Annotated in this window: 19 protein-coding genes; 15 read left to right on the top strand and 4 right to left on the bottom strand. The window is 70.6% G+C overall.

The genetic code is table 11. The annotated features are described in order from the left end of the window. Positions 1-4: 4 nt before the first annotated feature. Positions 5-601 carry a TetR family transcriptional regulator C-terminal domain-containing protein gene (locus HNR13_RS20255; protein ID WP_179608668.1) on the top strand — a complete coding sequence of 199 codons (597 nt, stop codon included), beginning with the start codon at positions 5-7 and terminating at the stop codon, positions 599-601. A gap of 81 nt (positions 602-682) precedes the next feature. Then, positions 683-1,705: an agmatine deiminase family protein gene (locus HNR13_RS20250; RefSeq protein ID WP_218881279.1), complete on the top strand. Its 1,023-nt coding sequence runs from the start codon at positions 683-685 to the stop codon at positions 1,703-1,705. Between the two features lie 40 nt (positions 1,706-1,745). On the opposite strand, the gene HNR13_RS20245 is transcribed toward HNR13_RS20250, so the two are convergent. Further along, positions 1,746-3,329, bottom strand: coding sequence for an aromatic amino acid lyase (locus HNR13_RS20245; protein ID WP_343063640.1), 1,584 nt, complete (start codon positions 3,327-3,329; stop codon positions 1,746-1,748). Here HNR13_RS20245 and HNR13_RS20240 point away from each other — a divergent pair, their 5' ends adjacent. The 10 genes from HNR13_RS20240 (at position 3,330) to HNR13_RS20195 (ending at position 13,344) form a co-directional block, all read left to right on the top strand. Further along, the gene (locus tag HNR13_RS20240) at positions 3,330-4,034 is read left to right on the top strand and encodes an IclR family transcriptional regulator (RefSeq protein ID WP_343063639.1); all 705 of its coding nucleotides are present in this window, start codon (positions 3,330-3,332) and stop codon (positions 4,032-4,034) included. Positions 4,035-4,103: 69 nt separating this feature from the next. Beyond that, positions 4,104-5,180, top strand: coding sequence for an ABC transporter ATP-binding protein (locus HNR13_RS20235; RefSeq protein WP_179608664.1), 1,077 nt, complete (start codon positions 4,104-4,106; stop codon positions 5,178-5,180). Further along, positions 5,177-5,836, top strand: a complete 660-nt coding sequence (locus HNR13_RS20230) for an ABC transporter permease (protein ID WP_179608662.1) — start codon at positions 5,177-5,179, stop codon at positions 5,834-5,836. The genes HNR13_RS20235 and HNR13_RS20230 overlap by 4 nt, the downstream gene beginning before the upstream one ends. Continuing rightward, entirely contained in the window at positions 5,833-6,582 is a 750-nt protein-coding gene (locus HNR13_RS20225) for an ABC transporter permease (RefSeq protein WP_179608660.1), read from the top strand. The genes HNR13_RS20230 and HNR13_RS20225 overlap by 4 nt, the downstream gene beginning before the upstream one ends. 139 nt (positions 6,583-6,721) lie before the next feature. Further along, the gene (locus tag HNR13_RS20220; RefSeq protein ID WP_179608657.1) at positions 6,722-7,636 is read left to right on the top strand and encodes an ABC transporter substrate-binding protein; all 915 of its coding nucleotides are present in this window, start codon (positions 6,722-6,724) and stop codon (positions 7,634-7,636) included. Between the two features lie 61 nt (positions 7,637-7,697). Beyond that, positions 7,698-9,386 (top strand): urocanate hydratase, encoded by a 1,689-nt coding sequence (gene hutU / locus HNR13_RS20215; RefSeq protein WP_343063638.1) that lies wholly within the window; start codon positions 7,698-7,700, stop codon positions 9,384-9,386. Beyond that, on the top strand, positions 9,386-11,059 hold the full coding sequence (locus tag HNR13_RS20210) for a thiamine pyrophosphate-dependent enzyme (protein ID WP_179608655.1): 1,674 nt from the start codon (positions 9,386-9,388) through the stop codon (positions 11,057-11,059). Before hutU ends, HNR13_RS20210 begins: the two co-directional genes overlap by 1 nt. 93 nt (positions 11,060-11,152) lie before the next feature. Then, entirely contained in the window at positions 11,153-11,713 is a 561-nt protein-coding gene (locus HNR13_RS20205) for a HutD/Ves family protein (protein ID WP_179608653.1), read from the top strand. 121 nt (positions 11,714-11,834) lie between these two features. After that, positions 11,835-12,524, top strand: coding sequence for an FCD domain-containing protein (locus HNR13_RS20200; protein ID WP_179608651.1), 690 nt, complete (start codon positions 11,835-11,837; stop codon positions 12,522-12,524). Between the two features lie 55 nt (positions 12,525-12,579). Further along, positions 12,580-13,344: an HAD-IA family hydrolase gene (locus HNR13_RS20195; RefSeq protein ID WP_179608649.1), complete on the top strand. Its 765-nt coding sequence runs from the start codon at positions 12,580-12,582 to the stop codon at positions 13,342-13,344. A gap of 20 nt (positions 13,345-13,364) precedes the next feature. Here the strand turns inward: HNR13_RS20195 and HNR13_RS20190 are convergent, their stop codons facing one another. Next, positions 13,365-14,003 carry a hypothetical protein gene (locus HNR13_RS20190; RefSeq protein ID WP_179608647.1) on the bottom strand — a complete coding sequence of 213 codons (639 nt, stop codon included), beginning with the start codon at positions 14,001-14,003 and terminating at the stop codon, positions 13,365-13,367. A 75-nt stretch (positions 14,004-14,078) separates the two neighbouring features. Then, the gene (locus tag HNR13_RS20185) at positions 14,079-14,501 is read right to left on the bottom strand and encodes a MarR family winged helix-turn-helix transcriptional regulator (RefSeq protein ID WP_179608645.1); all 423 of its coding nucleotides are present in this window, start codon (positions 14,499-14,501) and stop codon (positions 14,079-14,081) included. Positions 14,502-14,553: 52 nt separating this feature from the next. Here HNR13_RS20185 and HNR13_RS20180 point away from each other — a divergent pair, with 52 nt between their 5' ends. Both HNR13_RS20180 and HNR13_RS20175 read left to right on the top strand, forming a co-directional pair. Beyond that, positions 14,554-15,333: an alpha/beta fold hydrolase gene (locus HNR13_RS20180; RefSeq protein ID WP_179608643.1), complete on the top strand. Its 780-nt coding sequence runs from the start codon at positions 14,554-14,556 to the stop codon at positions 15,331-15,333. Positions 15,334-15,476: 143 nt separating this feature from the next. Continuing rightward, positions 15,477-17,198: a SulP family inorganic anion transporter gene (locus HNR13_RS20175; protein ID WP_179608641.1), complete on the top strand. Its 1,722-nt coding sequence runs from the start codon at positions 15,477-15,479 to the stop codon at positions 17,196-17,198. 5 nt (positions 17,199-17,203) lie between these two features. Here the strand turns inward: HNR13_RS20175 and HNR13_RS20170 are convergent, their stop codons facing one another. After that, a complete protein-coding gene (locus HNR13_RS20170; protein WP_179608639.1) occupies positions 17,204-17,740 on the bottom strand; it encodes a putative immunity protein in 537 nt (178 codons plus the stop codon). 130 nt (positions 17,741-17,870) lie between these two features. Between HNR13_RS20170 and HNR13_RS20165 the strand changes: the two genes are divergently transcribed. Then, positions 17,871-20,303, top strand: coding sequence for a cell wall-binding repeat-containing protein (locus HNR13_RS20165; protein ID WP_179608637.1), 2,433 nt, complete (start codon positions 17,871-17,873; stop codon positions 20,301-20,303). The last annotated feature ends 22 nt before the right edge of the window (positions 20,304-20,325 follow it).

Here is a 20,325-nt window from a genome sequence, read left to right as displayed (position 1 = left end):
TGACGTGGACCGTCTCACCAAGGGCAAGCAGCGCGAGGAGAACGTCCTGCGTGCCGCAGCGCAGGCCATCGCCGATCTCGGTTACGGGAACGTCCGGGTCTCCGACATCGCCGAGCGGGCCCAGATGACGCCGGGCCATGTCACTTACTACTTCCCTTCCAAGAACGAGCTGCTGCTGCTGGCGATCCGCCGCAGCGAGGAGGAGCTCATCGAGACCTCGCGCGCCCGCCTCGCCGCGATCGAGGACCCCTTCGAGCGGCTTCGGCAACTCATCAGCCTGTCGGCCGCCAACGGTGCCCAGGACGAGGGCTGGGCGCTGTGGCTGAACGTCTGGGCCAATGGGATGCTCGACGACACGGTGTCGGTCGAGCACAACCGGCTCGAGTCGCGCTGGTTCGAGCTCCTGATCGAGGTGATCGAGTACGGACGCGACCGGGGCGCGTTCCCGGTCGATGATGTCGCTGACGTCGCCGAGATGATCTCGGCCCTCATCGACGGCCTCTCCATCCAGGTGACCGTGGGGTCGGAGCGCGTCGACCGGGACCGTGCTCTCCGGTTGTGCGAGGTGGGCGCTGCGCGCATCCTCGGCGTGAACCCGTAGCTCCAGAGCGGGGTTCTCACGGGTCTTGCGCTTTATTTGGATGTCATCCAAAATTGGATAACATCCAAACTGGAGGACATCGTGACCACTCTTCCCCTCACGCCGCTCGCGGCGGGCTACCGAATGCCCGCCGAGTGGACGCCGCACGCAGCCACCCTGATGATCTGGCCGGCTCGCCAGCGCATGTGGGGCGACCGCTACGAGTCGGCCTGCGCCGAGTACGCCGCCGTCGCCTCCGCGATCGCGGCCTTCGAGCCGGTGTTCATGGTCTGCCAGCCCGGCGAGGCCGCCACCGTCCGCAACTTCTGCGGCAGCGGCGTCGAGCCGCTGGAGTTCGGGGCCGACGACTCGTGGGCGCGCGATGCCGGCCCGATCTTCCTCACCAACGACAGCGCCGAGGTCGTCGCCGTCAAGTTCGGGTTCAACTCCTGGGGCAACCGCTGGCATCCCTACGACCAGGACGCGCTCATCCCCGACCGCGTCGCCGCGCACTTCGGCGTCCCGCTGTTCAGTGCGCCGCTCATCCTGGAGGGCGGCTCCTTCTTCATCGACGGCGAAGGGACGCTCATCACCACCGAGCAGTGCCTCCTGAACCCCAACCGCAACCCGGCGCTGGGGCGCACGCAGATCGAGGAGCTCCTGCACGACTATCTCGGCGCCTCGAAGGTCATCTGGCTGCCGTACGGACACAGCCTCGACACCGGCCCCGTCGGCACCGACGGCCACATCGACGGCGTCGCCCAGTACGCGGGTCCCGCACGGATCTTCCTGGAGTACCCGACCTCGCCCGAATCGAGCGAGTACGACCGTGCCCGCGCGAACCTCGCGGCCCTCGAAGGCCAGACGGACGCCCTCGGGCGCCCGCTGCAGATCGAACTCTTCGACCCGCCGCTCGACGCCGAGGTCTCCTACGCGAATCACTATCTGGCCAACGGCGCCGTCATCGTCCCGGTGGACTCCGGGGCCGACGTCGCGGATGCGCTCAGCGCGATTCAGGAGATCTACCCCGAACGCGAGGTCGTCGGTGTGAACGCGGAAACGGTCGCGACGGGCGGAGGCGGGCCGCACTGCATCACGCAGCAGATCCCGGCGGGGGTGCTCTAGGCGGTACTCGACTCGTCCGGCCTCTTCGACGTCGCGGCGGCTACTCGTCGTCCGCTGCGCGGGCGGCGCCCAAGCGGTCGAGGATGGTGAGACACGCCCCCAGCGCGGGGCGGAGGTCTCGGTCGGTGTCGTCGGCCGCGAGTTCCGGCTCGGAGTCGATGATGGCGCGCACCTCCGGGGACATCGAATCGAGCTGGCCCCGTTGTCGGAGCGCCCGAGTCGCCAGGAGCAGTTCAGAGGCGAGGACTGTGCGCCAGGAGGCGAGGGCGCGCTCGAGCTGGAGCACCCCTTGGCTCGCGAACGTCGCGTCCTCTTCCACGCCGCCGGAGAGGACGGTGGTGCCGCTGGCGGCGGGCGTCGCTGCTGCGCGGATCTCCGCGCCCGCCGCCGCGAGCACATATTCGACGATCATCGTCCCCGATGACCCGTCAGGCCCGGACGCGAGGAACCGGGCGAGGTGAGTGTAGTCGGGGTCGTTCAGCATCCGGACGCGCGCTGTGCTCAGCGGGACGTTGGCGGCCAGTGCGTTGAGGGCCGCGTCGATGTCCAAGGCGAGCTCGAGCTGGAAGAAGCCGCCGTGGTGCACTGCGTCGACGTGTTCACCGTCCAGGACGAACAGCGGGTTCTCCTGCGCGACCGAGGCGAGCGATTCGACGGTCTCGATGACCCGGGCCATCGCATCGTGCAGGGCTCCGGCCGCGAGTGGGAACGCGCGGATCCCGAACGGGTCCTGAACCCGGGCGCGCTCGGGGAGTCGCTGGGTGCGGAAAACGCGGCGGATCCGGGCCGAGACCTCACGAACTCCTGCGGAGGCTGAGGCTTCCGCGGCGGGCGCGGACCAGTGTTCGGCATTGGCTCCCACAGCGAAGGCGGTCAGCGCGAAGATCTCGATGGAGGCCGATTCCAGTCGCCGGAATGCGGCAGCGGCGAGGGCGGCTCTGCCGATCGTCAGGGCGCTGCTGCTCATGAACGGGAGGGCGCTGTCCGCTCCGAATGGGGCCAGCGGCGCCAGGGGGCGGCTCGCCGGGAGCTCGCCGGTGAGGGTGAGCGCTGTGCGCGCCAGCGCGGACAGGTCCGCCGTTCCGATGCTCGCGCCGAGCTCGTGCACGGTCGGGAGTGCGTCCTCGTTCAGCATCCCGGCGACGCCGTCGAGGATGTCGGGGCGGATGCCCGAACCGACAATGCTCAGCTGGTTCAAGCGGACGGCGAGCATCGCCCGCACTTGTTCGCCGGGAATCGGTGCGCCGACCTCCACTGCGTGGCTGCGCAGCAAGCGCATCCCATGCTCCGTGTCGCCTGCGGGGACCGCGGTTGTGCGATTGAATCCCACCCCGGTGGTCCGCCCGTATGCGCGGAGGCCTGATGCACCCGCGATGCGCTGATGCGCCTCGGCGACGGCCGCCCGCGTGTCGGCGCTCACGGCGACGGGCGCATGATCGCGGGCGATGGCCCGAATCATCTCAATCGTCATCCTGCTGTCCGGGGACATCCGGCCTCCTCGTCGAGATCTCGAAATTCGCACTTGCCGAAAACGCATTGCCGCGGGATGATAATACGCACAGCGGCCCCCTCTCCCACAAGAGAGAGTTTCGGCGGCCACTGCGACGACGAGGAGGTCTGGCACGTGGAGACGAACACCCGCACCGTGGAGCGTGCTTTCGACCTTCTTGCCGCGGTGTGCGATGCGGGTTCTCTCTCCATGGTGGAGGCCGCCCGAGCCGTCGACCTGTCTCCGAGCACCGCGACCCGGCTGCTCCGGACGATGACCCAACTGGGGTTCCTGCGCAGGGACATCACGAACTCGTACGTTCCGGGTGTGCGTCTCATCCAGCTGGGGGCGCACGTCCTCAGCAACGACGAGCTCATCCGCCTGTGCCAGCCTGTGATGAACCAGCTCGCCCAGTCGACTGGCGAGTCGATCTACCTGAGCATCCGGGGTGTGGACGACACCGCTGTCTACGTCGCCATGGCGGAAGGCACCTCCTCCGTCCGCCACGTCAGCTGGATCGGGCGCACCTTCCCCCTCGCAGGGTCTGCCGCAGGGCAGGTTCTGCTGGGACACCTCGGTGAGGCGGGGTTCGAGGTCGAATCGAACCTGATCGAACCCGATGTGACCGCCATCGCCGCGCCCGTGACCACCAACGGCCGCGTGGTCGCCGCGATGTCCCTTCTCGCCCCCACCTACCGCGCCGACACGACGACGATCCAGAAGCTCGGCCACGAACTGGCCGAGAGGACCGGGTCCGTCTCAGCCCTCCTCACCCGCAGCGCCGACGCAAGCGAGCCGGTCGCGGAGCTGGAGGCAGCATACGAGGTCCCGGCCGGCTGAGACCGGCCGAGACCGACGAAGTCCCTGCGTCCCCGACAGGGCTCAAGCATTCGAGCGAAGGAGCACCGAATGATCGGTCTGAAAGATGTGACCAAAGAGTACCCGGACGGCACCACCGCCGTTCACAGTCTCAACCTCGAGGCGCCCACCGGAAAACTGACCGTTCTGGTCGGACCGTCCGGATGTGGCAAGACCACGACGTTGCGCATGATCAACCGGCTGATCCGCCCCACCTCGGGCACGATCGAGCTCGACGGTGTCGACACTGCCACCCTCGGCGACGTCCAGCTCCGTCGGAAGATCGGCTACGTCATCCAGAACGCGGGGCTCTTCCCGCACCGCACCGCGCTGGACAACGTCGCCGCGTTGCCGATCCTGCTGGGCGAGAAGAAGGCGCCCGCCCGAGCGAACGCGATGGAGCTGCTGGAACGCGTGGGCCTCACCGCCGACCACGCCCGGCGCTACCCGTGGCAGCTCTCCGGAGGTCAGCAGCAGCGCGTCGGGGTCGCCCGGGCCCTCGCGACCGATCCGCCATACCTTCTCATGGACGAACCGTTCAGCGCGGTCGACCCCATTGTGCGGAATCAGCTGCAGGACGAGTTCCTCCGGCTGCAGCGGGAGATCGGCAAGACCATCGTGATGGTCACCCACGACATCGATGAAGCGCTCAAGCTGGGCGACCAGGTGGCGGTTCTGCAGGAGGGCGGCTTCCTGGCCCAACTCGACACACCGCAGCGGCTCCTCGAGCGCCCGGCCAGCCCTTTCGTGGCGGACTTCCTCGGCAACGGGCGCGGCTTCCGCTCGCTCCAGTTCGCGATCGGTGACGCCGTCGCCCGGCTCGCGGACGAGAGTCGCGTCGGCTTGGGCGCCACACCGCGCACGGACGGTTGGCATGTCGTCGTGGACGACCGGGAGCGTCCTCTCGGCTGGACCCGCGCCGCGAGCCCCGTCCGCGAGCAGGATGTCGACGTGAGCGGCACGGTCGCGCGCGCCGACGGGTCGCTCCGCGAGCTCTTGGACGCCGCCCTCTCGTCACCGACCGGGCGCGGACTCGTGGTCGACACGAGCGGCGTGTTCCTCGGGACGGTCAGCATCGAGGACGCCTCGCAGCTCGCCGCCGAAGCCCATCGCGGACGTGCGGCATGAACTCCCAGCTCGCGTGGCTGCAGAACAACCTCGCCTGGATCGCCCAGCTCACCCTGTCCCACCTCTACCTCTCGATCATCCCGGTCATCATCGGCCTGGCGATCGCGCTCCCCATCGGCTGGCTGGCCCACCGCTACCGCAAACTGCTCCCCGTCATCGTCGCCGGATCCTCCCTGCTCTACACGATCCCGTCGCTCGCCTTCTTCGTCCTGATGCCGGTGATCATCGGAACGAAGATCCTCGACCCGCTCAATGTCGTGATCGCGCTCACCGTCTACACGATTGCGCTCCTCGTCCGCGTCGTCGCCGACGGCCTCGGCTCCGTTCCGGAGGAGGCGGTGCAAGCCGCGACCGGGATGGGATACACAGCCGCTCAGCGGCTGGTCCGCGTCCAGCTCCCGGTCGCCGTTCCGGTCATCGGAGCCGGCCTGCGCGTGGCCGTCGTCGCCAACGTCAGTGTGGTCTCGATGGCGGCGTTGATCGGGATCCCCCAGCTCGGGTCGCTCTTCACATACGGTCTGCAGGTCTTCCAAATGCTTCCGGTGATCATCGGAATCCTGCTGAGCGCCGTGCTGGCGCTCGGGCTCGACCTCCTGGTCCAAGGCTCCATCCGCGGTCTCACCCCGTGGAATCGCAGAATGCGCGGTGCGTCATGAACTATCTGAGCTGGCTCGCCGACCCGGCGAACTGGAGCGGCCCGGGAAGCATCCCGGTCCAGATCCTGGTCCACCTGGCGTACTCGCTGATCTCGCTGGTCATTGCGATGTTCATCGCACTCCCGCTCGGTGTCTACATCGGGGTGACCGGCAAGGGCGTGAACCTCATCGCGGGCATCGCGAACACGCTGAGGGCGCTCCCGTCGATCGGTGTGCTCGTCCTCGCCGTCATGCTGGTGTCCCTCGCGTTCACCAACGACCTCGCCTACCAGATCCCCACGATCATCGTGCTGGTGATGCTCGGGATCCCGCCGGTTCTGACCAACACCTACGCGGGCATCCAGGCGACCGACCCCGCCGCGGTCGACGCTGCACGCGGGATGGGCTACTCCACCCGTCAGGTGCTGTGGCACGTGCAGATCCCGTGCGCGCTTCCGCTCATGCTCTCGGGCGTCCGGAGCGCGTTCCTGCAGATCATCTCGACGGCGACGATCGCCGCCGTGGTCTCCCTCGGCGGGCTCGGCCGCTTCATCATCGACGGCGGTGCCACGAGCAACTACCCCGAGATGGTCGGCGGCGCCATCGTCGTCGCAGCGGTCGCCTTGGCCGTAGAGCTCATCCTCGTCGGGGTGGGTCGGCTGGTCGTCTCGCCGGGCCTGCGTCGCACGAGCACCCGACGCGCACGCGTCTCCTCGGCGAAGCCGGAGCCCTCGACGGCGACGATCGCCTTCGATCTCACCCCCTGATCCCACAGATCCTCTGAACCATCGAACCAGGCGCGCAGCGTCAGGCCGGTGTCCGGCATGCCCCGGGACCCGGCAGCCCACCCCTCCATCCAGCCACCGAACCCCCTTGCACTTCCCTACCCCGAAGGAGTTCTCCACCATGAACCGTCGACTCATCCTCGCGGCCGCCGTCGCTGTCACAGCCGTCACCGCCCTCGCCGGCTGCGCAGCGGGCGGCGACCCGTTGAGCAACGGCTCGGGCAGCACGTCCGGCTCGGACAGCATCATCATCGGCTCGCTGAACTATCCCGAAAGCGAGACCCTCGCCGCGATCTACTCCCAGGCCCTGCAGGGCGCAGGCGTGAAGGTCCAGGAGAAGTTCAACATCGGAGCGCGCGAGATCACAATGCCAGCCCTCAAAGACGGGTCCATCGACCTGATCCCGGAGTACTCCGGCTCCGTGCTGACCTACCTCGACCCGAAGTCCACCGCGAGCGCACCGGATGACGTGATGACCGAACTGCAGAAGAAGCTCCCGTCCGGGCTCAAGGCGCTCAAGCAGTCCGCAGCACAAGACAGCGACGTCCTGGCCATCACTCAGGAGACCGCGGACAAGTACAAGCTCAAGAAGATCTCCGACCTGAAGGATGTGGCCGGCAGCTTCACCGTCGGTGGGAACCCCGAGTTCCAGACCCGCCAGGCCGGGATGGTCGGCTTGAAGTCGGTGTACGGTCTGACGTTCGGCGGCTACAAGAACCTCGACGAGGCCGGCCCGCTGACGATCACCGCCCTCGCCAACGGTCAGGTCCAGGCCGCCGACATGTTCAGCACTGACCCGTCGATGGACGAGAAGCACTTCGTCGCACTGGAGGACGACAAGCATCTCTTCGCAGCGCAGAACGTCTTCCCGCTGATCGCCGCGGGCAAGGCGAGCGACACCGTCCAGAAGACCCTCGACGCCGTCTCCGCCCAGCTCACCACCCAGGAGCTGATCTCGCTGAACGAGAAGGTCACCAACGGTCAGTCCTTCCAGAAGGTCGCCACCGATTGGCTGAACGCCAAGGGCCTGAAGTAGACCGCCGATACGGCGAGCGGAAGCGAACCATGTCGAAGAGAAATCCTGAAAGGCCGATGACGTGATCGAAACCACCACCACCCTCCGCGAAGCGACCAGGGCCCCGCGCGGCACGGAGCTCAGCGCGAAGAGCTGGCAGACCGAGGCGCCGCTGCGCATGTTGATGAACAACCTGGACCCGGAGGTGGCTGAGCGGCCCGACGATCTGGTCGTCTACGGCGGCACCGGCCGGGCCGCGCGGAGCTGGGAGGCGTACGACGCGATCGTCGCGACGCTCCGCGACTTGGAGGCGGATGAGACGCTGCTGGTGCAGTCGGGCAAGCCGGTGGGTGTGTTCCGCACCCACGAGTGGGCTCCGCGGGTGCTGATCGCCAACTCCAACCTGGTCGGGGATTGGGCGACCTGGCCCGAGTTCCGCCGCCTGGAGGCGCTCGGCCTGACCATGTACGGGCAGATGACCGCGGGCTCGTGGATCTACATCGGCTCGCAGGGGATCCTGCAGGGCACCTATGAGACGTTCGCGGCGATCGCCGACAAGCGGTTCGGGGGATCCCTGGCCGGGACGCTCACCCTGACCGGCGGCTGTGGCGGGATGGGCGGCGCACAGCCCCTGGCCGTCACCCTCAACGGCGGCGTCGTGCTGATCGTGGACGTCGACCGCACCCGCCTGCAGCGCCGCGTCGACCACGGGTACCTGGACGAGCTCACCGACGATCTCGACGACGCCATCGCCCGGGTCCTCGCCGCCAAGGACGAGCGCCGGGCGCTGTCGGTCGGGCTGGTTGGCAACGCCGCCACCGTCTTCCCGGAACTGCTGGCCCGCGGGGTGCCGATCGATATCGTCACCGACCAGACCAGCGCCCACGACCCGCTCAGCTACCTCCCCGAAGGCATCACCGTCGCGGAGTGGCACGACCGTGCCGCCGCCGATCCGGAGGCGTTCACGATCGCCGCGCGGCTGTCGATGGCGAAGCAGGTGCAGGCGATGGTCGGCTTCCTCGACGCCGGCGCCGAGGTCTTCGACTACGGCAACTCGATCCGCACCGAAGCCCAGCTCGGCGGCTATGACCGGGCGTTCGCGTTCCCCGGCTTCGTCCCCGCCTACATCCGCCCGCAGTTCGAGGAGGGCCGCGGCCCGTTCCGGTGGGCGGCGCTCTCCGGCGACCCGGCCGACATCGCCGCCACCGACCGGGCCATCCTGGAACTGTTCCCGAACGACCACAAACTGGCCCGCTGGATCACCCAGGCCGGCGAGAAGGTCCACTTCGAGGGCCTCCCGGCGCGGATCTGCTGGCTCGGCTACAAGGAACGCCACCTCGCCGGGCTGAAGTTCAATCAGATGGTCGCCTCCGGGGAGCTCTCCGCCCCGATCGTGATCGGCCGTGACCACCTCGACTCCGGCTCGGTCGCCTCCCCCTACCGGGAGACCGAGGCGATGAAGGACGGCTCCGACGCGATCGCCGACTGGCCGCTGCTGAACGCACTGCTCAACACCGCCTCCGGCGCCACCTGGGTGTCCCTGCACCACGGCGGCGGCGTCGGCATCGGCCGCAGCATCCACGCCGGCCAGGTCGTCGTCGCCGACGGCACCCCCCTCGCCGCCCAGAAGATCGAACGCGTGCTCACCAACGACCCCGGCACCGGCGTCATGCGGCACGTCGACGCCGGCTACGAGCACGCCGCCGACATCGCCCGCGAACGCGGACTCCACATCCCCATGGTCGAGCACAGTCCCATGCAGGAACGGTGATGGACACAGCGATCGCACCCCGGACGCAACCGATCCCGACCCTGGTCGAGACCGCTGGACACGCCGTCGTCCGCACGCTGGAGGAGCACGGCATCCGCCGCGCGTACGTCGTCCCCGGGGAGAGCTACCTCGACGTCCTGGACGGCCTGTACGAGTCGACCATCGACACCATCGTCTGCCGGCACGAGGGCGGCGCCGCCTACATGGCGGAGGCCGAGGGGAAGATCGGCCGTCTGCCCGGCATCGCGATGGTCACCCGCGGACCGGGAGCGGCGAACGCGCATGTCGGCCTGCACACCGCGTGGCAGGACTCGACCCCGATGATCCTGTTCGTCGGGCTGATCCCCACCGCGCATCGCGGACGGGAGGCGTTCCAGGAGTTCGACATCCAGGCCTGGTTCGACTCGGGCGCGAAGGCCGTCTTCGTCCTGGACTCGGCGGCTCGCGCGGCCGAACTGGTCGCCGAGGCGATCTTCACGGCGCGGTCCGGCCGGCCGGGCCCGGTCGTCGTTGGGCTCCCCGAGGACGTCCTGACCGAGAAGATCCCCGGGCTGCGCCATCCCGAGCTCCCGGTGGCGGGCGGCGGGCTCACCCGCCGCGACGGGATCGCGCTGGCGGGAGCCCTGGCACGGTCGGAGCGACCGCTCTTCGTCACGGGCGGAAGCGACTGGGACGACGATACGACGCAAAAGCTGACGGCTTGGCTGGAGCGCCACCACATCCCGGCGGCCGCCGAGTGGCGAACCGAAGGGGTCGTCCCCTTCGACTCGCCGTCGTACGCCGGCCCGATCGGCTACGGCCGGCCCAAGCCCACCGTCGACATCCTGGACCAGGCGGACCTGCTGATCTACGTCGGCACGGTCCCCGGCGACGTGCTCACCGGCGGCTTCCACGCCCGGCAGGGCTGGAGCAAGGAGAACGTGCTCGTCTCCATCGACACCCGGCTGCGCGGGCGGTCCGGAGCCGTGACGCAGCACATCGTGGCCCGTCCCGGTCACTTCGTGCGCGATCTGGTCGAGTTCGACATCCAGACACGGCCCGAGTGGGCTGCCTGGACGTCCCAGCTCCGCGCGCAGCAAGTGGCGTTCTCCGACCTCCCCGCCGTCGGCGAGGCGGAGGGCCCGGCCCGGATGGACACGTTGATGGCGAGCCTCGTGCCCTTGCTGGAGCGCGACGCCATCGTCACCTTCGGCGCGGGCGAGCACACGAACTGGGCGCACCGCTACTTCCCGGCCGCGACCTTCACCTCGATGCTGAGCGCCGGCAACGGGTCGATGGGCTACTCGGTGCCGGCCGCGGTCGCAGCGAGCCTCAACTTCCCGGGCCGCCAGGTGGTCTGCATCGCCGGAGACGGTGAGTTCCTGATGAACGGCCAGGAGCTTGCGACCGCGGCGCAGTACGGCCTCAGCCCGCTGGTGGTCGTCATGGACAACCAGGAGTACGGCACGATCCGCACCCACCAGGAGCGCAACTACCCCGGTCGCGTCTCTGGGACGCAGCTGCGCAATCCGAACTTCGCGACGCTCGCGGACGCGTACGGAGGCCGGGGCTACCGCGTCGAGGCGGACGGACAGGTCGGCGCGGCCGTCCGGTCGGCATTGGACTTCATCGCCACCACGGGAAGCTTCGCGCTCATCCACCTCCTCGTGGAACAACGGCGGCAAGCGTACTAGGGCTGCCGCCACCCGGCTCGTCGCGCCGGCCCGCGGGTCTTCGTGGGGCCCGGCCGGCGCGACGGCCGAACTCTCGGAACAGGAGAAGGGAAGATGAAACTGCTGTCGCGGGCTTCGCGCGAAGTCCGGCCGTGGAAGAACGCCTGCGGGGTCAGCGAGGACATCATCGTCGCGCCGACCGTCGATGCGAGCGGGGACCCGTCCTGGCGAGTCGCGCTGGCGACAGTCGACCGCGATGTGCCGTTCTCGAGTTTCCGCGGAATGGACCGGATCCTCATGCCCATCAGCGGCGCCGGGATGGAGCTGGCGGTCGACGGCGAGTTCAAGCGGCTGCCGCGCTACTCCATCCTCTCGTTCCGTGGCGAGGCCTCCGTCGCCGCGCGAAACGTTCGCACGCCGGCGCAGGACATCAACGTCATGATCGACCGGAGCGCGGGCGCCGCAGCGATGGCGCGACGCTACGTCGTGGGCTCGACGCCGCTCCGGAGAGCGGCCGACGGCCAGGTCACGGTCATCGTCGCCCTCGCTCCGACGCTTCGGCACAACGGCAAGCCGCTGCGGATCGGCGACGCCCTCCTCCTCGACGACACGGACGGGGGATACCTCACGGGATTCGGGGAGACGGCGCTCGTCCGCATCACGCTGGCGCGGTGATCTGCGCCGGAGGCCATCCGCTCGGAGAAGGCACTAGCTTACTCTGTAAGCCTGTTATACAGTTTTACAATGATCGGGCTGGATAACCGTGCGACAGCCGGCGCGTAGAGGAGTCGAAACCGTGGCGAACGACCCAGACACCGCACCGGCAGCGAGGATCGCGACGACGACCCCGATCGCGACCCTGTCGGTCGCCGACGCGGCGGAGGCGCACCTGCGCGCGCTGTTGTTCGGCGGCGCCTTCGAGGCCGGGCAGGAGCTTCGCGACACGGTGCTCGCGCGGGAGCTCGGCATCGCCCGGCCCACGGCCCGGACCGCGGTGCTCCGGCTGATCTCCGAGGGGCTCCTCGAGCGGCGGCCGGGGCGCAGCGCCCGAGTGCGCACGTTCACCGCCGCCGATGTGAAAGACAGCTACGACGTCCGTCGGCTCATCGAGTTCGAAGCGGTGCGGATCATCACCCAGCAGTCCCGGAGCACGACCCGGATCGAGGAGGCGCTCGCCGACTTCAAGAAGGCGGGCGACAGCTGGGAGGCCGGACCGGACGCCGACGCGCGGTTCCACACCGCCGTCGTCGCCGCGACCGGCTCGCCCCGGCTGACGAGGATGTTCGACGCGCTCGCGACGGAGATGCGGCTGATGATCGGGCTCCTGCGTTCCCGCTACGCCGATCTGACCGAACTCTACGACGAGCACGCCGTCCTGCTCGCCGCCCTCCAGTCCCGAGACACCGGCGCAGCGCTCACCCTGTGGGAGGAGCACATCAGGGACGCCGAGCGCTACCTGACGGCGTCGCTCACCGAGCACGAGTGATCGACCTCCCGGCCGGGCCGAGGCCGTCATCGCCCTCAACCGACGAAGGAGCACCATGACCCGTGACCTCACCGACTACGACGCACTGAGCTTCGATTGCTACGGCACTCTCATCGACTGGGAGGCGGGGATCGCCGCCGTCCTCGGACCGTGGGCGCGCCGTTCCGACCCGTCGATCACCGACGAGGACGTCCTCGTCGCCTACTCGGAGCATGAGGCCGCCGTCGAGGCGGAAGCGCCGGCCACCCTGTACCCCGACGTCCTCCGCGAGGCGTTCCGGCGCACCGGTGCGGCCCTCCGCTTCGAGGTCAGCGACGAGGACGCCGACGCGCTCGGCGCCTCCGTCCCGGACTGGCCGGCGTTCCCCGACTCGGCCGCCGCGCTCGCGCGCCTGAAGGCGCACTACACGCTCATCATCCTCTCGAACGTCCATCGCGACGGGTTCGCCGGCAGCAACCCCCGGCTCGGTGTGGAGTTCGACGAGGTGCTGACCGCACAGGACATCGGCAGCTACAAGCCCGACCCGGCGAACTTCGACGCGCTGCTGACCCGGGTCGAGCGGCTCGGCGCGAGCGGACGGCTGCTGCACGTCGCCCAGTCGCTGTTCCACGATCACGTCCCGGCGGCGCAGAAGGGGATCCCGGGCGTGTGGATCAACCGGCGCCACGACCGGCCGGGCTGGGGCGCCACTCCCGACCCTCGCGTCACGGTGACCCCCGCGCTCGAGTTCCCGTCGCTGGCCGCGTTCGCGGACGCTGTCGACGCCGCCTTCGCGAAGCGAGTGGCGCAGCGCGGCGCGCTGGAAGGCGCCCGGGAGTAGGGTCCGCGCCGCATCCTCGACTACCGCGGCGCCGGCAGATCCACGTTCCAGTGGCGTGACACGAGCATGATCCATTCCTCGTCGTGGTCGCCGTGCCCGGGTGGGCCGTGCGAGATGAAGAACCTCGAGACCACGCGCTGCGAGCCCTCGGCGTCCCCGTAGAGCACGTCGACCGAGAACCCGTCGCCCGCGGCGCCGGAGCGCACCACCCGGTAGTCCTCCGAGTCCGGCTCGCGGATGGCCACCTGGCAGAAGCCGGGGTCGTTCGTCGGCACGTAGATGTCGCGGGTGAGCCGGTAGAAGTCGTCGAGCGGGGGAAGGGGCGACCTGGCGTCCAGGGTGACGTGCCAGCCGTGCAGGATCGCGACGCCGGCTCCGGCGTTGCGCACGGACATCACCAGGTAGGCGGCCCCCTCGGTGATCTCGAGGGCCGCGCGGCCGCCCGGTGCGGTCAGCCAGCGGCCGTCCGCGAACCGCACCTTCTGGGGTGGGTCGGACCAGTTGGAGGGGAGCAGGATGGGGCGGATGCCTTCCAGGAGTGCCCGTTCGGCGACCCGCGCGGAGCGGTTGGCGGACCGGGTCGAGGAGAAGGTGGCGGCCGCGAGCGCCGTGGTCCCTACGGCCGTGCCCAGGTCGGCGATCAGCACCCAATCAATCACGGGCGCCATTCAACGCCACCGGGAGGGGCGTGCGGAAGAGGCCGCGTCGGCGGTGCTCCGCCTCCTCCCGCGCGCTCAGGCCGGCGGCGCGTCCGCGGTCAGAGCCTGGAGCGCCTCCAGCAGCGCCGCGCGCCGGTCCTCGTCGAGGGGCGCGAAAAGCTCGTCCAGCACCCCGGACGCCACCCGGTATCCGTCCTGGAGGGCGGCGCGTCCCGCATCCGTCAGCGCGTGCTCGAGCCGGCGTCCCCGGCCCGACGACCGGGTGATGAGGCCGCGGGCGAGGAGCCGGTTCGCGAGGGTGCCGAACGACTGGTCGCTCTGGAAGGTCGCGACGGCGAGGTCGTGCCCGGACGCGTGCGGCATCCGCTCGATGGCGCGCAGCGCGTCCCACTGCACGAGGCTGATGCCGACGTCCTGAAGCGCCGCGTCCATCGTGCGGTGGTTCCGGTACTGCGCGCGCTTGATCGTCTGGCCGAGCACTTCCAGGTTCGTCGTCATGGTGCTATCGTATCAACATCATTAAATAAACATGTTGATTTAGGAGTCGACCATGACTTTTCTCCATGACATCCCAGACATCCCCGTCCTCCAGGCCGGCGACCCCGCGACGCGGACCGTGCTCGTGCTCCACGGCGGCGGCGGGCCGCAGACGGTCGCCCCCATCGTGGGCCACGTCGGCGCGACGATGCACGCTGTCGCGCCGACGCACCCCGGGTGGGAGGGCACGCCCCTCCCCGCATCGATCGCCTCGGTCGCGGACCTCGCAGCCGACTACCTCGACCGCCTGTCCACTGCCGGGGAGCGGGACGTCGTGCTGATCGGCTCCTCGATCGGCGGGTGGATCGCGCTCGAGATGGCGCTGCAGGCCGCCGCGGAGGAGCGCTACGCCGGGCTGATCGGCGCCGTGGTCGCCATCGACGGCGTCGGGGCGGTGGTCGAGGGCGAGCCGATCGCGGACTTCTTCGCCCTCGACGCCCGTGGCCTCGCCGAGGCCGCCTGGCACGACCCCGACCGCGGCTACCGGGACCCGGCGTCGCTGACCGACGAGCAGCGTGCCATCCAGCAGGCGAACGGCCGCACGATGGCGACCATCGCGGGGGCGGGGATGAGCGACCCCGGCCTGCTCGGCCGGCTCGGCGCGATCCGGGTCCCCACCCTGGTGGTGTGGGGCGAGAGCGACCGGATCGCCACGCCGGCGTACGGACGTGCCGTCGCTGCCGCGATCCCGGGCGCGCAGTTCGCGGAGATCCCCGCGGCCGGGCACCTTCCCCACCTGGAAGCGCCGGAAGCGACCTGGGCGGCGATCGATCCGTTCCTCGCACGGGTCTGAGCGGGTGCCGGCGCGGGATCGGTCGGGCCGGCGGCGACCTGCGGGCGCGTCCCGGCGGTAGGCCCGCCGACCTCGGCGACGATGTCCTCCCGTACGCGTCGGAGGCCTTGTCCACCCGCTCGGCTCTGCGGTAATACGAGCGCATGCCCCGGGAGCGCGGTGAACGTCCGGACCTGGTCCCGATTCTCGGCCAGCTCCGGTCCTATCGGCGCGCGTGGCTCCGGGGCGACCTGATCGCCGGGGTCACCGTCGCTGCCCTCATCGTCCCGAAGAACCTGGGGTACGCCGGGATCGCGGGCATCCCGCTGCAGAACGGCCTCTACGCGGCCGCAGCCGGCGCGATCCTCTACGCGATCTTCGGCACGAGCCGGCAGATCTCCATGGGCCCCAGCTCCGGCCTCGCGGCGGTCGCGGCCAGCGCCGTGCTGGCGGCCGGCATCACCGGCGAGCAGGACGTCGCCTCGTTCGTCGCGGGCATCACGCTCGCCTCCGGGATCCTGTTCCTGCTGCTCGCCGTCTTCCGGATGGGCTGGATCGCGCAGTTCCTCTCGCGGGCCGTGGTCACCGGGTTCCTCTTCGGCGCCGCGATCGATGTCGTGATCGGGGAGCTGCCCAAGCTCACCGGGACCGAGACCAGCGGCGCCAACCCGATCCAGGAGCTGTGGTCGTGGTTCGGGACGCTGAACGACGCGCACCGGACGACCGTGCTCGTCGGGGCCGTCTCGCTGGTCGTCGTTTTCGGGCTCCGGGCGATCGCGCCGCGCGTGCCTGGCGCGCTGGTGCTCGTCGTGGGCGGACTGCTGGCCTCGGCGCTGCTCGGCCTGCAGGCCAAGGGCGTCGCCGTGGTGGGGGAGGTGCCGCGGGGCCTGCCGCTGCCGCGGCTCCCGAACGGGCCACTGCTGTGGGATCACGCGGGCACCGTCGCACTGGCCGCCGTGGCGCTGGTGATGATCGGCTTCTCCCAGACCGCGGGCGACGCGCGCACGTTCGCGGCCAGGCACCGCTACCGGATCGACATCAACCAGGAGTCGGTCGCCCAGTCCGCCGCGAACATCGGCGCGGGTCTGTTCCAGGGGATGCCGGTCTCCACGAGCCTGTCGGCGAGCTCGCTCAACGACCGCTCCGGCGCCAGGACCGGGCTGGCCTCGCTCACCTCGGGCGTCACGGTGCTGCTGACCCTCCTGATCCTCGCGCCGCTGTTCTCGATCCTGCCCAAGGCGGTCCTCGGGGCGCTCATCATCGAGGCCGTGGTCAGCGGCATGATGGACGTCCCGGAAATGCGGCGGCTGTTCCGGGTGAAGAAGGTCGACTTCTGGATCGCGATCGTCGCACTCCTCGCGACCCTGGTCTTCGGCGTCCTCGCCGGCGTCATCATCGGGATCGGGCTCTCCCTGGCGTGGCTGGTTTCCGTGGCGACCCACCCGGAGATGCCGGCCCTCGCGCGTGAGCGGGGCACGCAGGTGTTCCGCGAGGTCGACAGCCACCCGGACGACGAGCTCCTGCCCGACGTGGCCGTGGTCCGGTTCGACGGCGGCCTGTTCTTCGCCACCGCGGACGCTCTGGAGGACCACCTGCGCGACCTCATCCAGGCCAACCCGGGCCTGACCGGGATCGTCCTCGACTGCGGCGGCGTGAACTTCGTCGACGCCCAGGGCGCGGCCACCCTGGCGGATGTGGTGACCCTGACCCGGGACGCCGGCGTCCACCTCCGCTTCACCCGCCTCAAGCCAGGTCCGCGGGCCGTCCTCGACAAGGACGGCGTGATCGCACTCATCGGGGCCGACCACATCCACGGCAACATCCACCGCGCGGTCGAGGCGGAACGCAGCGCTGCCGGCGGTCGAAGCGCCACCGACGACGCGTAATGCCGTCAGCCGTCCGACACCCGCGCCTGGATGGTCCGGATCGTCGACCCGAGGACCCCCGTCGTGAGCAGGCCCGTCCCCAATGGCCCGGCGGGATCCTCGCCGAGAAGCGGCAACCGGGCGAGCGCCGCACGCGTCCCGTCGTCCAGGTGGGCGAGCTGCCAGCGGATCTCGTCCTCGGCCGCGTCGGGACCGGCGTCCGGTGCCAGCGTCACCGCCTTCACCGCATAGGCGGCGGCGCCGAGCGCGTGGGCGCCCATATGCGCGACCGCGGCGGCCTGCGCCGCCGACCGGGCGGCAGCGACGGCGGCGGGCGAGCTGACCGCGGCCGCGGCGCGCCCCGCGACGAACCGGATCCGGATCTCCTCCGCGGCCGGGCGCTCTCCGCGGGCGAACCCCTCGGCGCGGGCGATCGCCTCCCGCGGCGTCGAGTCGTCCGGCGCCTCCGCTTCGAACAGGGGCAGCACCCGGGCGGCGCAGTCGGCGGCCCACGCGGCTACGATGCGCCGGTCGGCGAGGCTCAGACTCTGTGATGAGACCACATCGGCATCCTGCCACGAGCGCTCCGGGTGACGGCGGCGGCCGTCGCGCACGCCGCACCCGCACGCGATCCGTCCACGCGGGGACTATCGCCGCGACCCCTTCCGGTGGACACTACCGCAGGAGGAACTAATGAGAGCATCCCGCATCGTCCTCGTCTCGGCCGTGGCCGTGGCGGCGCTCACCTCGGCCGCGCTGGCCGGGCCTCCCGGGACGGTCGCTCCCGCGTCAGCGGCCGAACAGGCGTGGAGCCAGTTCGGGAACGGGCCGTCGCACTTCGGGGTGAACAGTGCGGAGACGGAGATCGGGCCCTCCACGGTCGGGGCGCTCGCACCGCTGTTCACGGTCTCGCTGCCCGGCGCGGCCGACAGTCCTCCCGTCGAGCAGCCCGCCGTGGTCACCGCGGGCGGCACCCGCGACCTCCTGTTCACGACCACCAAGGCCGGCTGGATCGTCGCCCTCGACGCGGTCACCGGCGCGACCGTCTGGTCGCACCAGTACGGTCCGGGATCCTGCCGCATCAACGGCGGCTCGACGCCGTGCTACACGACCTCCTCGCCGGCTATCGACCCGAGCGGCGCGTTCGTGTACAGCTACGGGCTCGACGGCAAGGTGCACAAGTACGCGACGGGGACCGGCGCGGAGACGGTGGACTCCTCCTGGCCGGAGGTCACGACGCTCAAGCCGTCGGACGAGAAGATGTCTCCCGCGCTCACCATCGTGACCACGGGCGGCCACACCTACCTGTACGCGGCGAACGGCGGCTACCCGGGCGACAACGGCGACTACCAGGGCCACGTCACGACCATCGACCTGGCCAGCGGGGCGCAGCACGTGTTCAACACGCTCTGCAGCCAGCTCACCGTGCACTTCGCGCCGGCTCCGCCGACCGCCTGCGGCAGCGTCCAGTCCGCCGTGTGGGCGCGGCCGAGCGTGGTCTGGGATCCCGGCACGAACCACGTCCTGTTCTCCACCGGGAACGGGAGCTTCGACGGCTCGCGCAACTGGGGTGACAGCGTGCTCGCGCTGAACCCGGACGGCACCGGAACGGGCGGCGGGCCGGTCGACAGCTGGACCCCGACGAACCAGTCGCAGCTGAACCAGCAGGACCTGGACATCGGCAGCACCGCGCCGCAGGTCGTCACCCCGCCCGCCGGGTCGTCCGTCGCGCACCTCGCCGTGCAGAGCGGCAAGGACTCGATGATCCGGCTGCTGAACACCGCGAACCTCAGCGGGCAGGGCGGTCCCGGTCATCAGGGCGGCCAGCTGCAGTCGATCGCGGTGCCGCAGGGCGGCGAGGTGCTGACCCAGCCGGCGAACTGGGTCGACGGCTCCGGCACCTCCTGGGTGTTCATCGCCAACGGCAACGGGATCTCCGGGCTGAAGCTCACCACCGGCGCCGGCGGGGCGCCCGCCCTGACGACGGCGTGGACCCAGAGCGCCGCCGGGACGACGCCGATCATCGCGGGCGGTGTGCTGTTCTACCAGTCCACGAGCGGCATCCGGGCGCTCGACCCGACGAGCGGGACCCAGCTGTGGAGCGCCAGCGCCGGCGCCTCCGGGCTGCACTGGCAGAGCCCGATCGTGGTGAACGGCCGCCTCTACTTCTCCGACGGCAGCGGCGCGCTGCGCGCCTACTCCGTGCCGGCGAGCGCGCAGAAGGTGGGCCGGATCGCGGGCGCCGACCGCTTCGGCACGAGCGCGGCGGTGAGCGCCTCCGCGTTCGGCCCGAACGTGCCCGTCGCCTACGTGGCCTCCGGGCTGGACTTCCCGGACGCCCTCTCCGGGGCGGCCGCCGCGGCGCGGGCCGGCGGACCGGTGCTGCTGGTGCAGCCCGGCGCGATCCCGCCGGCCATCCAGACCGAGCTGACCCGGCTGAGTCCGCAGAAGATCGTGGTGCTCGGCGGCACGAACGCTGTGTCGGACGCGGTCCTCGCCCAGCTGGGCGGCTACACGAGCGGGACGGTGACCCGCCTCAGCGGCGCCGACCGGTTCGGGACCAGCGCCGTCGTGTCGCAGGCGACGTCGAGCACGTCGCCGCCGGTGGCCTACGTCGTCTCGGGCCAGTCGTTCCCCGACGCGCTCTCCGCCGGGCCGCTGGCGGCGCGGACCGCCGGGGCGCCGCTGCTCCTGGTGACCTCCGGGACGGTGCCCGCCGCCATCGGGACGGAGCTGGCGCGGCTGACGCCCGCGTCCATCGTGGTCGTCGGCGGGACCGACGCGATCTCGGACGGCGTGCTGACGGCGCTGAAGTCCTACACGTCCGGCTCGGTGACCCGGATCGCCGGCGGCGACCGGTTCGGGACCAGCGCGGCCGTGGCCGCCGCGTTCCCCACCGGCGGGGTCGCGTACACGGCGTCCGGGCTGGCGTTCCCCGACGCGCTCTCGGCCGCGGCGGCCGCGGGCTTCGGGAGCGCTCCGCTGCTGCTGACGACGTCCGGAGGCGTCCCCTCCTCCGTCGGCGGCCAGCTGACGCGGATCGGGCCCACGCACATCGCCCTCGTCGGCGGCACGGACGCGGTCAGCGACGACGTCCAGACGGCGCTGGCGACGTACGTGAAGTAGGGCTCCGTGTGAAGGAGGGGCT

Source organism: Leifsonia shinshuensis (assembly GCF_013410375.1).
Lineage (GTDB): Bacteria > Actinomycetota > Actinomycetes > Actinomycetales > Microbacteriaceae > Leifsonia > Leifsonia shinshuensis.
The sequence above is the reverse complement of the archived record's forward strand: the minus strand, read 5'-3'. Positions and strand labels throughout refer to the sequence as shown.